The sequence below is a fragment of the Sulfurirhabdus autotrophica genome (genome assembly GCF_004346685.1).
GTDB lineage: Bacteria > Pseudomonadota > Gammaproteobacteria > Burkholderiales > SMCO01 > Sulfurirhabdus > Sulfurirhabdus autotrophica.
This window is the reverse complement of the sequence record NZ_SMCO01000001.1, coordinates 726,862-741,800: the sequence shown is the minus strand read 5'-3', so window position 1 is coordinate 741,800 and position 14,939 is coordinate 726,862. Positions and strand designations below refer to the sequence as shown.

General features: G+C 46.5%; 15 protein-coding genes. 12 read left to right on the top strand and 3 right to left on the bottom strand.

Annotation, left to right across the window (positions count from 1 at the left end; genetic code table 11):
* Window positions 1-59: 59 nt before the first annotated feature.
* The 11 genes from hscB (at window position 60) to motD (ending at window position 11,184) form a co-directional block, all read left to right on the top strand.
* Entirely contained in the window at window positions 60-593 is a 534-nt protein-coding gene (gene hscB, locus EDC63_RS03555) for a Fe-S protein assembly co-chaperone HscB (protein WP_124947361.1), read from the top strand.
* Window positions 593-2,464: a Fe-S protein assembly chaperone HscA gene (gene hscA, locus EDC63_RS03550; protein ID WP_124947362.1), complete on the top strand. Its 1,872-nt coding sequence runs from the start codon at window positions 593-595 to the stop codon at window positions 2,462-2,464. The genes hscB and hscA overlap by 1 nt, the downstream gene beginning before the upstream one ends.
* 71 nt (window positions 2,465-2,535) lie before the next feature.
* On the top strand, window positions 2,536-2,874 hold the full coding sequence (fdx, locus tag EDC63_RS03545) for an ISC system 2Fe-2S type ferredoxin (RefSeq protein ID WP_124947363.1): 339 nt from the start codon (window positions 2,536-2,538) through the stop codon (window positions 2,872-2,874).
* 11 nt (window positions 2,875-2,885) lie between these two features.
* Window positions 2,886-3,080 carry a Fe-S cluster assembly protein IscX gene (iscX, locus tag EDC63_RS03540; protein ID WP_124947364.1) on the top strand — a complete coding sequence of 65 codons (195 nt, stop codon included), beginning with the start codon at window positions 2,886-2,888 and terminating at the stop codon, window positions 3,078-3,080.
* 157 nt (window positions 3,081-3,237) lie between these two features.
* Window positions 3,238-4,377: a flagellar biosynthesis protein FlhB gene (flhB, locus tag EDC63_RS03535; protein WP_124947365.1), complete on the top strand. Its 1,140-nt coding sequence runs from the start codon at window positions 3,238-3,240 to the stop codon at window positions 4,375-4,377.
* A complete protein-coding gene (flhA, locus tag EDC63_RS03530; RefSeq protein ID WP_124947366.1) occupies window positions 4,374-6,455 on the top strand; it encodes a flagellar biosynthesis protein FlhA in 2,082 nt (693 codons plus the stop codon). Before flhB ends, flhA begins: the two co-directional genes overlap by 4 nt.
* Entirely contained in the window at window positions 6,455-7,807 is a 1,353-nt protein-coding gene (gene flhF / locus EDC63_RS03525) for a flagellar biosynthesis protein FlhF (RefSeq protein WP_124947367.1), read from the top strand. Before flhA ends, flhF begins: the two co-directional genes overlap by 1 nt.
* Window positions 7,737-8,690 carry a MinD/ParA family protein gene (locus tag EDC63_RS03520; RefSeq protein WP_165922899.1) on the top strand — a complete coding sequence of 318 codons (954 nt, stop codon included), beginning with the start codon at window positions 7,737-7,739 and terminating at the stop codon, window positions 8,688-8,690. The genes flhF and EDC63_RS03520 overlap by 71 nt, the downstream gene beginning before the upstream one ends.
* Before the next feature lie 7 nt (window positions 8,691-8,697).
* Window positions 8,698-9,414: an RNA polymerase sigma factor FliA gene (locus EDC63_RS03515; protein ID WP_124947369.1), complete on the top strand. Its 717-nt coding sequence runs from the start codon at window positions 8,698-8,700 to the stop codon at window positions 9,412-9,414.
* A 175-nt stretch (window positions 9,415-9,589) separates the two neighbouring features.
* Window positions 9,590-10,330 carry a flagellar motor protein gene (locus tag EDC63_RS03510; RefSeq protein WP_124947370.1) on the top strand — a complete coding sequence of 247 codons (741 nt, stop codon included), beginning with the start codon at window positions 9,590-9,592 and terminating at the stop codon, window positions 10,328-10,330.
* 68 nt (window positions 10,331-10,398) lie between these two features.
* Window positions 10,399-11,184 (top strand): flagellar motor protein MotD, encoded by a 786-nt coding sequence (gene motD / locus EDC63_RS03505; protein WP_124947371.1) that lies wholly within the window; start codon window positions 10,399-10,401, stop codon window positions 11,182-11,184.
* 31 nt (window positions 11,185-11,215) lie between these two features.
* On the opposite strand, the gene EDC63_RS03500 is transcribed toward motD, so the two are convergent.
* The 3 genes from EDC63_RS03500 to flgA all read right to left on the bottom strand — a co-directional run bounded on the left by EDC63_RS03500 (window position 11,216) and on the right by flgA (window position 12,947).
* Window positions 11,216-11,716, bottom strand: coding sequence for a flagella synthesis protein FlgN (locus EDC63_RS03500; RefSeq protein ID WP_165922898.1), 501 nt, complete (start codon window positions 11,714-11,716; stop codon window positions 11,216-11,218).
* Window positions 11,717-11,718: 2 nt separating this feature from the next.
* The gene (flgM, locus tag EDC63_RS03495; RefSeq protein WP_165922897.1) at window positions 11,719-12,030 is read right to left on the bottom strand and encodes a flagellar biosynthesis anti-sigma factor FlgM; all 312 of its coding nucleotides are present in this window, start codon (window positions 12,028-12,030) and stop codon (window positions 11,719-11,721) included.
* A 230-nt stretch (window positions 12,031-12,260) separates the two neighbouring features.
* Window positions 12,261-12,947, bottom strand: coding sequence for a flagellar basal body P-ring formation chaperone FlgA (gene flgA, locus EDC63_RS03490; RefSeq protein ID WP_124947374.1), 687 nt, complete (start codon window positions 12,945-12,947; stop codon window positions 12,261-12,263).
* A 137-nt stretch (window positions 12,948-13,084) separates the two neighbouring features.
* Here flgA and EDC63_RS03485 point away from each other — a divergent pair, with 137 nt between their 5' ends.
* Window positions 13,085-14,908: a sensor domain-containing diguanylate cyclase gene (locus tag EDC63_RS03485; RefSeq protein ID WP_124947375.1), complete on the top strand. Its 1,824-nt coding sequence runs from the start codon at window positions 13,085-13,087 to the stop codon at window positions 14,906-14,908.
* Window positions 14,909-14,939 lie beyond the last annotated feature (31 nt).

Here is a 14,939-nt window from a genome sequence, read left to right as displayed (position 1 = left end):
ATCATCAGGTTCCGGGTTTAGCTAGTTGTACTGCAATACCCGGAACGGCTAACTGCACAATGAAGTACGATTTCAATAAAAACTTTTTTGAGCTTTTTGGCTTCCAGCCAGCATTCAAGCTTGATCTCAACCAGTTGGATCAAATTTATCGAGATATACAGAGTCAAGTACATCCGGATAAATTTGCCCATTTGGGCGATGCTGAACGCCGGCTATCCATGCAATGGGCAACGCTGACCAATGAAGCGTACCAGACCCTGAAAAAACCTATTAATCGTGCACGTTATTTACTTAATCTCCATCAGGTAGACACTCAGGAAGAAACCAATACGGCTATGCCTGCTGCGTTTCTAATGGAGCAGATGGAGTTGCGTGAAGCGGTTATGGACGCCAAAATGGCGCATGATATAAATGCTCTGGAACAAACCGAAAGTAGTTTAAAAGCGGAAATAAAATCTCTGCATGGCGTACTTGAGAAACAGCTGGATGTAGAGGCAGATTACCCGGGTGCAGCGCAAAATGTGCGTAAGCTGCGCTTTCTGGAAAAACTGATTTCTGAGATCAATGACGCATACGAAACAATGGATTCATAATGGCATTATTGCAAATAGCTGAACCTGGCATGAGCACGGCCCCACACCAGCATCGGCTGGCGATCGGGATAGACCTTGGCACGACCAACTCGCTGGTTGCGACTGTTCGGAATGGTATCAGTGTCGTTATCAACGATGAGAAAGGTCGTCCACTATTACCTTCCGTAGTACGGTATTTTGCGGATGGTCATGTGGACGTCGGTTGCCCCGCACAAGCCAAGCAGAGCGAAGATCCACATAATACAATCGTCTCTGCGAAGCGTTTCATGGGGCGCGGATTAAAAGATCTGCCGGATGTGAGTGATATGCCTTACGGTTTTGTAGATGCGCCAGGTATGGTGCAACTCAAGACGATTGCTGGCGTGAAAAGTCCAGTAGAAGTGTCTGCCGAGATACTGAAAGTAATGCGCGAACGTGCTGAAAAAGCGCTAGGTGGGGAGTTGGTTGGTGCCGTGATTACAGTGCCTGCCTATTTTGATGATGCCCAACGTCAGGCAACGAAAGATGCTGCCAGGCTGGCGGGTTTGAATGTACTTCGCTTATTGAATGAGCCGACTGCCGCAGCTGTTGCCTATGGCCTGGATAATTCGGCTGAAGGTGTGTACGCCGTATTTGATCTGGGGGGCGGTACCTTTGATATCTCCATTTTAAAGCTTTCCCGTGGCGTGTTTGAAGTGTTGGCTACAAATGGCGATTCTGCACTGGGTGGCGATGATTTTGATCATCGCATCTATTGCTGGATTCTGGCAGAAGCCAAACTGTCTGCCTTGAATGCGCACGATACGCGACTGTTGTTGACCAAAGCACGCGAAGCCAAGGAAGGTCTGACGGACTATTCTGAAACACGGATAACAGCGGTGTTGTCGACAGGTGAAACTATTGATTTGGTGTTGACTACGGATCATTTTACGGAAATGACGCAGAGTCTGGTGAATAAAACCTTGATTCCGACCCGTAAGGCGCTGAGAGATGCAGACCTGTCCGTCGATGATATCAAGGGTGTAGTGATGGTGGGCGGTTCAACGCGTATGCCACGAATTCAGCAAGCTGTTGCCGAATTTTTCAGGCAGGAACCACTTAATAATCTGGACCCGGATAAAGTGGTTGCTTTGGGTGCAGCTATTCAAGCGAATGTGCTGGCAGGTAATCGTGCTGATGATGATTGGCTTCTGCTGGATGTGATTCCCTTATCTTTGGGCCTTGAAACCATGGGCGGATTAGCGGAAAAGGTGATTCCTCGAAACTCCACAATTCCTACGGCGCGTGCCCAGGAATTTACGACCTATAAAGATGGTCAGACCGCAATGAGTTTTCATGTGGTGCAGGGTGAGCGAGAGTTGGTAAGTGATTGCCGGTCCTTGGCCAAGTTTGAATTACGCGGCATCCCTCCTATGGTGGCTGGTTCTGCAAAAATCCGGGTGACTTTTCAGGTGGATGCAGATGGTTTGCTAAGCGTTTCTGCCAAGGAACAAAGTTCTGGCGTAGAATCTGCCATTACCGTGAAACCGTCCTACGGTCTGACTGATGATGAAATTACGCGTATGCTCAAGGATTCCTATGTGTATGCAAAAGATGATGTGCATTCCCGTGCATTGCGCGAACAGCAGGTAGAAGGGCGTTCACTGGTGGAAGCAACTGCAAATGCTTTGGCTGAAGATGGTGATACTCTGCTGAATGAAGAAGAGCGCACTACCATATTGGAAGCTTTGGATAAACTACGTGCAGTACTTGACGGTGATAATCATCAGGCTATTAAGCAGGCTGCTGAGGCGCTTAATCATGTTACAACTGACTTTGCTGGACGGCGTATGGATCAAAGCGTCAAAAAAGCGCTGGCAGGCCAGAAAATTGAAGAGATTGCCAACTCCTGATCTGGCGGCGGGATACTGCTGCCACGCGAACAAATTATTTTGATTATTTAAAACTAAAACAGAGTTTATTTATGCCACAATTGATTGTATTGCCCCACGAGGAATTATGTCCGGAAGGAACTGTAATTGAAGCCAAAAAAGGTGAAACCATTTGTGACACATTATTGGCTAATGGGGTGGATATTGAGCATGCATGTGAGAAATCCTGCGCTTGTACAACGTGCCATGTGATTGTCCGGGAAGGATTGGAATCTTTAAATCCTTCTGACGAAAAGGAAGATGATCTGCTGGATAAAGCGTGGGGTCTGGAGCCTAATTCCCGTCTGAGTTGCCAGACAATTGTGGATGGACAGGATTTAGTGATTGAAATCCCTAAATATACGATTAATATGGTAAAAGAAGGCCATTAAGGAGTAATTCCATGAAATGGGTTGATACGCTGGATATTGCCATTGAATTAAGTGAAAAGCATACCGATGTAGATCCGCAATATGTTCGTTTTACAGATTTGCATCGATGGGTAACAGAGTTGGATGGTTTTGATGATGATCCCAATAAATCTAACGAGAAAATTCTGGAAGCGATTCAGTTAGCCTGGATTGATGAGGCAGAATAGATTGTTTCTTCAGGTGATTTCAGAAAAGGGCGCTCCGCAATGGGCGCCCTTTTTATTTGGGTATGTCTGTCAGAAAACCAGGGTGCATGAATTGCGTTAAAACTTAGTTTTTCACTGCCTCCTGGCATGGTAAACTAGCCGCACCAAAGAGGTGGGAATGGCTGAAGATAGCGACTTAGAAAAAACAGAACCTGCGTCGCCCCGACGAATTGAAGAAGCACGTGAAAAGGGTCAGATAGCACGGTCGCGTGAGTTAACTACTTTCGCTGGTTTGCTGGCTTCTGCCGGTGGGCTGATACTCATGGGGCCAACTCTGATAGATCGTCTTTCTGCAGTAATGCGCCATGGACTTACATTGAGCCGAGAAGATATTTTTAATACTACGCTGATGTTAACCCGGCTGCATCAGGCTTCACAAGAAATATTGATTGCATTTCTCCCTTTTTTATTACTGATGGCAGTTGCAGCAGTGGCCTCTTCTATTATGCTTTCAGGCTGGATGTTTTCATTCCAGGCACTGACGCCTGATATTAAACGTCTCAATCTCTTCAAAGGGATGGCGCGGATGTTTTCTTCGCACAGTCTGGTTGAACTCGCGAAGGCTGTTGCTAAATCTGCATTGATAGGGGGAGTGGGAGCATGGTTTATCTGGCACAATGTCGATGTTATGTTAAGTTTGCTGACTATTCCGTTGGACGAAGGGATGGGGCAGGTCATTCGCTTAATGGGCAATACACTGCTCTTTGTTTCCGGATCGATGATTTTGATCGTGGCGATAGATGTGCCCTTCCAGCTTTGGGAACACAGTAAAAAACTGAAAATGACCAAGGAGGAAGTACGCAAGGAAGCCAAGGAATCTGAGGGTGATCCTCAGCTCAAAGCAAGAATTCGCAGCATGCAGCGTGAAATGGCGCGTAGACGCATGATGTCAGAAGTGCCGAAGGCGGATGTAATTGTTACTAACCCGACACATTATGCTGTTGCATTGCGTTATCAAGATAAGGCTATGAGTGCGCCACAGGTGGTCGCAAAAGGTGCGCATCTTTTAGCCGAAAGGATTATTGAACTGGGTAAAGAAAATCGGATTCCTATCTTGCGCACACCACCTTTGGCGCGTGCATTATATCGACATGCCGAAATGGGTGAAGAAATTCCTTCTGAATTGTATACGGCTGTTGCAGAAGTGCTGGCCTATATTTACCAGCTTCGTCAATACGATACGCGTGGAGGTGCAATCCCTCAAGCGCCAGGTGATTTGCCTGTTCCGGAAAACCTTGATCCGGGAACTGAAGAATGAATGCGAGAGTTGAAGATCAATCAGTTCTTGGCAGAATGAATCTGACCAAGCTGGCAGGGCCGGTTCTCATCATCATGATTCTCGCAATGATGATACTGCCGCTCCCCCCATTTTTGCTGGATTTGCTGTTTACTTTCAACATTGCGATGGCAATGATAGTGCTGTTGGTCAGTCTGTACACCAAAAAGCCCCTGGAGTTTTCTGTATTTCCCACAGTGTTGCTGGTCACCACGTTATTGAGACTTTCTCTTAACGTTGCATCCACTCGTGTTGTGTTGTTGGAAGGGCACACCGGGCCGGATGCCGCAGGAAAAGTTATTGAGGCATTTGGACACTTTCTGGTGGGCGGGAATTATACCGTCGGTCTGGTGGTATTTATTATTTTGGTCGTCATTAACTTTGTCGTGATCACCAAAGGTGCCGGCCGTATTGCTGAAGTGAGCGCGCGTTTCACTTTGGATGCCATGCCGGGCAAACAGATGGCGATTGATGCCGATCTTAATGCCGGCCTGATTGCTGAAGATGAAGCCAGAAAAAGGCGCTCAGAAATTTCTCAGGAAGCAGACTTCTTTGGTTCCATGGATGGTGCGAGCAAGTTTGTTCGTGGTGACGCGATTGCCGGCATCATGATTCTCTTGATTAATATTGTGGGTGGTTTGGCAGTCGGTATTTTTCAACATGACCTGGATATAAACACCGCCTTAACCAACTATACACTTTTGGCAATTGGTGATGGTCTGGTAGCACAAATTCCCGCGTTGATAATTTCTACCGCGGCTGGTTTGGTTGTCAGTCGAGTGGCGACTGATGAAGATCTGAGTCAGCAATTGTTAGGTCAATTATTCAAAAAGTCTCAGGTGCTGTATGTAACAGCCGCTATTTTGTTCATGATGGGTTTGATTCCCGGTATGCCGCACTTTGCCTTTTTCTTGATCGCGGCAATTTTGAGTGGCTCAGCTTATATGCTCGACAGGCAGGTGGAAGTTGTAGAAGAAACACCCGTTATGGTGCCCCCATCCAGCACGGAGCCCATTGAAGTCAGTTGGGATGATGTGTTGCCTGTAGATGTGTTAGGACTTGAAGTAGGTTATCGCCTTATTCCCTTGGTAGACAAGACACAGGATGGTGAATTGTTGCGCAGGATCAGGGGTATTCGTAAAAAATTCGCGCAAGAGATGGGTTTTCTGGTGCCAGCAGTGCATATCCGAGATAATCTGGAGCTACGCCCCAATGCTTATCGTATTACCCTTAAAGGCGTTGAAGTGGGTCAAGGCGAGGCGTATGGCGGCATGTTTCTGGCTATTAACCCAGGCCGAGTACTGGGTGCATTGCCAGGCACTGTCACTAAAGATCCGACATTTGGCCTTGAAGCGGTTTGGATAGAGGCCGGTTTGCGTGAACAGGCGCAAACTTTTGGGTATACTGTAGTGGATGCAAGTACAGTAGTAGCGACACACCTGAGCAACCTGATTCAGAGCCATGCTGCTGAATTGCTGGGCAGGGAAGAAACGCAGCAGTTGCTGGATCATCTTTCCAAAGAGTTTCCAAAATTGGTGGAAGAGGTGGTTCCCAAGGTTGTGCCGCTGGGCGTATTGCAGAAAGTATTGCAGAATCTGATGGATGAAGGGGTGCATATACGCGATATGCGTTCCATAATCGATGTGATGGCTGAATATGGTCCGCGTACACAAGATGCAGAGGAATTGACGGCAGCGGTACGCACCAGGCTTGGTCGTGCTATCATTCATCAAATTTATCCAGGTGTAAACGAATTGCAGGTGATAACGCTGGAGCCCACGCTAGAAAATATTCTGATGCAAGCGACCCAAACCAAGGGAGTGGAGGGTGCCGGACTCGAACCGGGCTTGGCCGAGAATCTTCTGCAGCAGGCAGATGTGACGGTGCAGCGTCAGGAACAACTTGGATTGCCAGCGGTATTGCTGGTGCCTGCTCCATTAAGAACACTATTATCCCGTTTCCTTCGACGTTCTATTCCCCAGTTAAAAGTAATTTCTCATGCCGAAGTACCCGAAACCAAGTCGATTAGAGTGACCGCCGTTATCGGGGGCAGGGCTTAATGATTAAAAAGTTTCACGCCAGTACTACTCGGGAAGCTTTGCGGCAGGTGCGGGATGCATTAGGGCCAAACGCAATTATTCTCTCTAATCGTCAGGTTGGGGGGGGCGTGGAAATCATGGCGGTTGCTGATATGGATGTGGCGTCACTGTCCAACCATCCCGGCATGGCATCTCCTGCTTCCGGCATTCAGATGCCACTGAACCCTGCGCCACAAAGTGTTCAACATGAGATATTTGCAGAGCACATTCGACCGACGGTTTCTCCAACTCCTGCCCGTGCCCCTGTTTCCAACCAACAGCCGGCACCTGAACCTACCCCTTCGCCTGCAACACCAGCGGCAGATAAGAATCAGGAAGTCAATTCCGAAATAGTGAAGGAAATCCGTTTTCTGCGAGGGATGCTGGAAGGTCAGTTAGCCGGGTTGGCGTGGTCAGATTTGCAAAGACGCGAACCGGCCAAAGTTGAAATCCTGCGCCAGATGCTGACAGTCGGATTCAGCCCGACGCTTTCCCGGCAGTTGCTCGATAATATGCCCGCTGGTTATGATTTTGATAAAGGGCTGAAATGGATAAAGACTGCTCTGGTACATAATCTGCATGCGGTTGGGTCAGGGCAGGACATTATAGAAAAAGGGGGTATTTATGCCTTGGTAGGGCCTACTGGAGTAGGGAAAACCACGACAGTGGCCAAGCTGGCAGCGCGTTGCACCCTGAGACATGGGCCGAATAGCCTTGCTTTGATTACGACAGACAGCTATCGGATTGGCGCCCATGACCAGTTGCGCATATACGGGCGTATTCTTGGTGTCCCAGTCTATGCCGTTAAAGACGAAGCCGATTTGCAGCTGACTCTAGCTGACTTGCAAAATCGTCATCTGGTATTGATCGACACGGTTGGTATGAGTCAACGTGATCGCAGGCTGGCTCAGCAAATTTCTTTATTGTGCGGTAAAGGGCGCGATGTAAAACGTTTGTTGCTTGTGAGTGCTACTTCTCAAGGTAATACTCTGGAAGACGTCGTGCGTGCCTATCAGGGTGAAGGGATGGCTGGATGTATTTTAACCAAGGTGGATGAAGCACTTAGCCTTGGTAGTGCTCTGGATGTAGTAACGCGTCATAAGCTAACCCTGCACTTTGTGACAAATGGCCAGCGTGTACCGGAGGATCTACATCTTGCTAATCCGCTTTATCTTATTGATCGTGCACTTAAAGCGGGTAAAGACGATTCTCCTTTTTCCATGAATGAGCTCGATTGCCCTCTGGTTATGGCTGGTGGGGCGAATGCAACAGAAGAAAAGCCAGGTTTTGCTCGCGATACAGGAAAATCAGGTGAGGGAGCATACCGTGGATGACACGTTACATGATCAGGCAGAAGGTTTAAGGCGCCTGCTTGCTCAGGACGTAGCGCGGATTGTTACCATCGCCAGTGGTCGTAACGGAGTGGGGAAAACGGGCATAGTGCTGAATCTTGCCGTTTCGCTTGCCAGACGGGGTAGAAATGTATTGGTTCTGGACGAAAATGCGGGAAAGACAAACCTGTCTCGCTTGTTAGGCCTGGAGCCACAATATGATTTGCTGCATGTATTGCGTCGTGAAAAAACCATGGAGCAGATTATTCTGCGTGGTCCAGAAGGAATAGGCATTGTGCCAGCTGCGCAGGGTGTCAAAGCACTGGCAGAATTGGATGCAGGAAGTGGGGAAAGACTAGTAGAGTCTTTTCGTCAACTTCCACAACCGGTAGATGTGGTATTAATGGATGCAGTAGCAGGCATTGAGCGTAATGTACTTTCACTCAGTCTGGCAGCGCAAGAAGTGGTAGTTGTGGTTTCTAATCAACCTGCCTCTATTACGGATGCCTATGCATTGATTAAAGTATTGAGCCAAGATTATGCGAAACAAAAATTTCGTATTCTGATTAATACGGTTTCAGCTGAAGCAGCACAGGCAATATTTGATAATATGGCACAGGCTGCCGGTCGTTTTCTGGATGTTTCTCTCGATTATATGGGCTATGTTCCGCTTGATGATAAACTGAAACAATCATCCCGTATGCATCGGCCCGTGGTGGATGCTTTTCCTTCGGCACCATCAGCGGTTGCATTCCGGCAATTGACCGAAATGCTGGAGCAGTGGCCTTACCCAACAGCGGACAATGGGCGCCTGGATGTATTTATGCAACGCCTCATTCAAAGTAGCCGTATTACCGGTAATTTACATAATACCCGCATGACATGAGATTGTTATGAGTGAAATCGCATCAGGTTTTGATAAAACACAGATAGTTGCTGAATTCGCACCAATGGTGAAACGCGTTGCCTATCATCTTATGGCAAGATTGCCGGCCAGTGTGCACGTAGATGATCTGATTCAGGTTGGATTGATCGGTCTTCTGGAAGCCGTCGAAAATTATGATGGTGATCGTGGCGCACAGTTTGAAACCTATGCAGTGCAACGCGTCAGAGGTTCCATGCTGGATGAATTAAGGCAGGCTGACTGGTTGCCGCGCACTATGCGTAAAAAATTGCGTACGATTGAAACGGCGATCAATAAATTGCAACAACGTCTTGGCCGGCAACCAAATGAAGAAGAACTGGCACAAGAAATTGATGTGCCGCTGGCAGAGTATCAGGATATGTTGCAGGATGCCCGGGGCTATCAACTGCTGCATTATGAAGATTTTCAAGGGTCTGAAGATGGCGATTTTTTTGAAAGCTATGCTGAAGGCGGTGCGCCAAACCCCCTGGAAATCATGGAAGATGACCGTTTTCGCCATGTTTTGACAGAAAGTATTGAAAATCTGCCTGAACGCGAAAAACTGGTAATGGGCTTGTATTATGATCAGGAGTTAAACCTAAAGGAAATTGGCGAGGTATTGGGTGTCAGTGAATCCAGGGTTTGCCAGTTACATAGCCAGGCTGTTGCCAGGCTCAGAGGCCGTCTAAAAGAATGGCGCGATTAATCCACGCTGTAAAGAAAATGGAAAGTGTGTCGTTATAGCTCACTTATGCCCCAAAAACCTTGCTTGAATGGTTGCTGAACTTTTTCCCTGATATGTTGAAAATGAATAATGCCAGAGGATGCCTAAGCTTGCCTACCCGTTTATTTAACTTACAATACAAAGCAGGGAATTGCTGATGGATCGGGTTAGTATCTTCGGTATTGTCATCTCTTTTGTAGCCATTCTGGGTGGGCAGTTGCTGGAAGGTGGAAACGTTCACTCGCTTGTCCAGTTTACTGCTTTTATCATAGTGATGGGCGGCACGATTGGTGCGGTCATGTTGCAGAGTTCGATGCCAGTGTTTTTTCTCGGGTTGAAAATGCTGAAATGGGTTTTTCGTCCCCCTGAAAAAGAGCCTCAGGTTTTAATTGATCAGATTGTCCAATGGAGCAACGTTTCTCGTAAGGGTGGCTTGTTGGCACTTGAACCCATGATTGAATCGGTAGATGAACCATTTATTCGGAAAGGCTTGCAAATGCTGGTGGATGGAGCAGAACCGGGAACGCTTCGTGAGTCCATGGAGCTTGAAATAGATGCCTATGAAGAACACTATCGCGCAGCGGCGAAAATTTGGGAGGCCGCAGGGGGGTATGCGCCGACCATCGGTATTTTGGGCGCCGTGATGGGCTTGATACATGTGATGGAAAATCTTTCAGATCCATCCAAGCTGGGTGGCGGTATTGCTGTAGCTTTTGTAGCGACTATTTATGGCGTGGGTTCAGCTAATCTGTTTTTTTTACCAATAGCAAATAAACTGAAATCATTGGTTTCCCATGAAGTCATGATGAAATCGATGTTAATTGATGGTTTGGTCTCTATTTCCAATGGCGAGAATCCTCGCATGATAGAAACCAAACTTCGGGGATATTGGGTTTAGCTGCTTGAAGCTGCCTATTCTACAAATAGTAGTGAGCGTTTCAGAACAGACTGCCTGGAGCCGGCGTTATGGCGCGCAAACATAAACAGGAAGAACATGAAAATCATGAACGTTGGCTGGTTTCCTATGCCGACTTTATCACGTTGCTGTTTGCATTCTTTGTGGTCATGTATTCTATTTCCCAAGTCAATGAAGGTAAGTATCGTGTGTTGAGCGATTCCCTCGTGAATGCGTTTAAAACACAATCGCGAGCAGATATGCCTGTTCCAACAGGTACGCAAAGTGGTGCTGCAAAAAGAAATCAGCCGTCGCAAGTTTTACCCATCAAGAGAACGCCGGTGCAGGACCAGAAACGCAAACAGCAAGAAGCTAAAATGAAAAGCATTGCAAAGGATATCCTGAAGGTTCTGGAACCCTTAGTGAAAGGGGGGAAGGTGAGAGTGACGCAGAGTAGTCGCGGTGTGGCAATTGAGATTAACGCTAGTCTTCTTTTTGAGTCAGGGATGGCCTTGCTGGAGCCTGACTCTACCAATGCATTAACCGCAGTTGGGCATGTTCTGGCCGGGGTAAATAATAATATTCAGGTAGAGGGCTATAGTGATAATTCTCCAATCAGTACACCCCAGTATCCATCGAATTGGGAATTGTCATCCGCTCGTTCCAGTAGCGTTGTACGCGTTTTTACTGCCAGTGGTGTTTCGCCCGAAAGATTAGTGGCGATTGGTTATGGTGAAAACAAGCCAGTTGATACCAATGATACAGCTGAAGGGCGGTCCAGAAATCGGAGAGTGACAGTGATGATTCTTTCGGATGTTCAGGAAGGGGTAACTGAAATTCCACTCGGTACTCAGTAATTAGCCTGAACAGGGTATGCTGATCTAAAGATTAACCCTTGCCTAACGGGCGGCCAGTCCCTGTGGAATGCGTTTTACCATCAGGCCCATATAGCGTGGCTTGGTTTGCTGCAGATTGTAGTGCTGTCAGAGCTTGCTGATTATGACTAAGTTTTGTCTCAATCATGATGCCATTTGTTTCATTCAACTGCTGTGCTTTTTTTGCTAACTCAATTAGCTTCCCCCAATATTTGGATATATCACCATCCGGATCAGGTAAATTTCCCATTTTAATGAGAATTTCCATTCCATTCTGATCGGGGAGTAAATTTTGTCCGGCAAGAAATCGATTACGAATTTCTGCAAGCTGGGATAAAAGCACAACTTTTTCTGATTTTAGCTTTGAAATTGAGAGTAGTTGATCAATTTCGTTATTATTTAACACTTCCTGTTCTGTTTTGAGAATTTCGCAAAATGCAGCAAAATTCTCAATTTCTGCCTTGATGTTGGCGACTAATTGAGAAGTGGTGCTGATATTGCCGCTTGTTGCCAAAATTATACCTTCTGGTTAAAAACCAGATCTTTAACAGAATTAAGCAGTTTGTCTGCAACCACTTCAGGATTGATTTTGAAACGCCCTTCGGTAATTGCTTGCTTAATGGCATTTACCCTGGCGGTATCTACTACGCTAACAGCAGACAAACTGCTTTCCAAAGCCTGTAGCTGGGATGACAGCGATGTGATGCTAACACTGTCGGCAGCGGGTTTGGAGGAAGGCGCAGGTGTACTGCTTACCCGATTTTGCTGACCCTTGCTCTCATTAATTTTGAGGCCGGAGGCTGTTGTAACTGTATGATCGATCTTCAAGGTTATTACCTCTATCAACTTATAAAACCATTTAAAATATGAGTTGTAACTAAGGTTGGTGACAATAAAACAACCCTCATGACGAGGATATCGACTAATAGCCGAATAACTTTAGGTTTATTTTATGTCGCTTAATTAACAAGTGTTTCTCATGAAATTATAGCAATATCATGGGCAATAATATATGCAAAAAGCGATTGTTTCGGTTAGCGTCTTGAGTGGAACGAATTTTAGAATTGAACTTCTACCGTTCCTTCAGGGGTGACCGTTCCACTAATAATTTGACCGGATGATGTGCGTACCGAAATTATCTGGTCTGCACTTGCACTGGACAATGCTTTTCCTTCAGAGCTGACAGTAAATCCGGAACCCTTGGTGATGATTTTTACGATTTGACCTTGCTTTACTGCAATTGGGGCGCGTAGCATTTCAATACGCAGGATATTTCCAGCCGGTACACTGCTGGTGACGGTTTTGCCAATGGCCTGTTCAGGCTGAGTTATGACGCTTGATGGTAATTGTGTTAAATCTGCGTTTTGTCTAGTGAGGTCATCCGGTCCAATTGTCGCGCCACGGGATAATGGGCGTGCACTGACCACAACCTCTCCTGTGACTTTGACATTGACAGGTACATAGATTGACCAGGATGAAGGCTGCTCGCAACGAATGCCTACAGTACTGTTTCCCCAAAGTCTGCCGCCAGAAATATTAAATGCTTCCAGTTTCAGGCATTGTGGTAGTTGTAATCGAGGGTCAATAGTACCGATGGATGTTTCAACTTTGCCTGGCAATTCAGTTGTTTGAGATTTAATGTATTGATCAATCGTATTGCGCATTTCATTAATGTCTTGCCAGGCTGCCAAAGCAGAGTGTGGTACTAAAAAGCAGAATAGTAAGAGCAGACGAATGCGTAACATGAAAAATTCCAGATGATTGGGAAGGATGCGCGATTGTGGCAACATCCTTTCGGATGATATGATATTCAATGGAAAATTACAAAAATAAGGCCTATTCTATGTTTATTTTTGTTTTAGATTACTTTCAATAAAATCCTATGCAAAAGCTCACTAACCCTACAGATATCGCGCGTGAAACGTTGAAACTCTTGACGACTCGTCGATTGGTTCCTACACCTGATAACTATCAAAAGCTTTATCAAGAAATTTCTGGTGCTGGAGGGGATGTAGCTACTGGTATAGAGCCTGCTCTTCAGAAAATCTTTAAAGATGTCGTCAAAAACGCGCCGGGGCTTAAACAGCCAGTGCATTTGCTGGAAAAGGCATTTTCTGAAAAAAACTGGGTAGAATTTGAGCATGCTTTCTCAGCGCTGGCTAGCGGTACAGGTGTAGCAGGTTCAGCAAAAGGTTCCTGGGGAACTTTGATCAAAGAGTTGCTCAAACAATGGGAACTGAAACATAGCGGTATTACTTCAAAACGAAAACGTGAAGGTGTTGACCGCGTACTGGCTAATTTCTCTGCCGATTCTGCAGCGCTTCAGGAAAAACTGGGTGCTTTGGTTCGATCCTGGTCAGAAATGCCCAAGCAATCTGGCATTGAGATGGATGATAGTTTGGCTGATGCAGAGGTTGGCAAACCCGAATCTAAGACGATTGAGTCTAAGAGTGAAGTGCCCAGGCAATCCAGAAGTGAAGATCAATTGGCAGGCATCATTAAAGGGGATGCAAAGTCATACCTTCAAGAATTGTTGGTGCAGTCACTGGAGTTAGGTGTGATGCCACGTTTGTCGCATTTTCCTGAACTGATGGGCGAGGCTGGTAAATTAGCAAAACAGGCCAGAGAAGCTAGGGATGAGCTTGCATTTCAAGGGCTTGCAAAGGATTTGAAACAATTCTGGTTTAAGCTGGAAGTAAGGGGTGAGAGCGATTCTGAAGTGCTGGCTGGCATAATGAGCTTATTGCGTTTGCTAGTGGATAATGTAGGCGAGTTGGTCATTGATGACCAATGGTTGCATGGGCAAGTCGCGGTGATTCAGGAGATTATTGCTCAGCCTTTGGATACTCGCTCGCTGTTTGATGCTGAGAGAAGTTTTAAGGAAGTGATATACAAGCAAAGCGCATTGAAGCATAGCTTGAATGACGCAAAAACTACCCTGAAAAACATGCTGACTACCTTTGTAGATCGATTGGGTGAACTGTCTGAAAGTACTGACGGATATCATTCGAAGATTGAAGGTTACTCAACCAAAATCAGTCAGACAGAGGATATTCTGCAACTGAATAAAATTCTGGAAGAGTTGCTGGCAGATACTAAAGGCATGCAGTTAGATGTAATGCGTTCGCGAGATGAGTTGATAGAAGCGCGGAAGCAGGTTGAATCAGCTGAGCAGAAAATTATTAAGCTGGAAGTTGAGTTGGATGAGGTGAGTGAACTGGTGCGCGAAGACCAGTTAACAGGCACTTTGAACCGCCGGGGTATGGACGACGCGTTCGAGCGAGAGATAGCAAGGTCTGATCGCGTAAAGTCTAGCTTATCTGTAGCGGTTCTGGACGTGGATCATTTTAAGCGATTAAACGACTCTCTCGGTCATCAGGCTGGGGATGAGGCTTTGATTCACCTGGTGCGCGTTGTAAAAGAGGCTTTGCGGCCGATGGATACGATTGCACGGTATGGTGGGGAAGAGTTTGTCATTATATTGCCCGATACGCCCGTTGAAGAAGCCGTTAAGGTGATGACACGGGTTCAACGAGAATTAACCAAAAAGTTTTTCTTGCACAAGAACGAACGTGTGCTCATCACGTTTAGTGCCGGTATTGCCGAACGTCTTCCTGATGAAGGTGTTGAGTCTTTGATTGGTCGGGCGGATAAGGCGGTATATGTTGCCAAGGAAGCGGGTCGAAACAGAGTGGAAGTGGCGTAACCGTTTCTGAGCTATATCAATTTTGAATCCT

Excerpts from the sequence above, each read along its gene's own strand:
- flhB (WP_124947365.1), top strand. The coding sequence starts at position 3,238 with ATGGCTGAAGATAGCGACTTAGAAAAAACAGAACCTGCGTCGCCCCGA.
- hscB (WP_124947361.1), top strand. The coding sequence starts at position 60 with ATGAAGTACGATTTCAATAAAAACTTTTTTGAGCTTTTTGGCTTCCAG.
- EDC63_RS03510 (WP_124947370.1), top strand. The coding sequence starts at position 9,590 with ATGGATCGGGTTAGTATCTTCGGTATTGTCATCTCTTTTGTAGCCATT.
- EDC63_RS03515 (WP_124947369.1), top strand. The coding sequence starts at position 8,698 with ATGAGTGAAATCGCATCAGGTTTTGATAAAACACAGATAGTTGCTGAA.
- flhA (WP_124947366.1), top strand. The coding sequence starts at position 4,374 with ATGAATGCGAGAGTTGAAGATCAATCAGTTCTTGGCAGAATGAATCTG.
- iscX (WP_124947364.1), top strand. The coding sequence starts at position 2,886 with ATGAAATGGGTTGATACGCTGGATATTGCCATTGAATTAAGTGAAAAG.
- EDC63_RS03485 (WP_124947375.1), top strand. The coding sequence starts at position 13,085 with ATGCAAAAGCTCACTAACCCTACAGATATCGCGCGTGAAACGTTGAAA.
- motD (WP_124947371.1), top strand. The coding sequence starts at position 10,399 with ATGGCGCGCAAACATAAACAGGAAGAACATGAAAATCATGAACGTTGG.
- hscA (WP_124947362.1), top strand. The coding sequence starts at position 593 with ATGGCATTATTGCAAATAGCTGAACCTGGCATGAGCACGGCCCCACAC.
- flhF (WP_124947367.1), top strand. The coding sequence starts at position 6,455 with ATGATTAAAAAGTTTCACGCCAGTACTACTCGGGAAGCTTTGCGGCAG.
- EDC63_RS03520 (WP_165922899.1), top strand. The coding sequence starts at position 7,737 with ATGCAACAGAAGAAAAGCCAGGTTTTGCTCGCGATACAGGAAAATCAG.
- fdx (WP_124947363.1), top strand. The coding sequence starts at position 2,536 with ATGCCACAATTGATTGTATTGCCCCACGAGGAATTATGTCCGGAAGGA.
- flgA (WP_124947374.1), bottom strand. The coding sequence starts at position 12,947 with ATGTTACGCATTCGTCTGCTCTTACTATTCTGCTTTTTAGTACCACAC.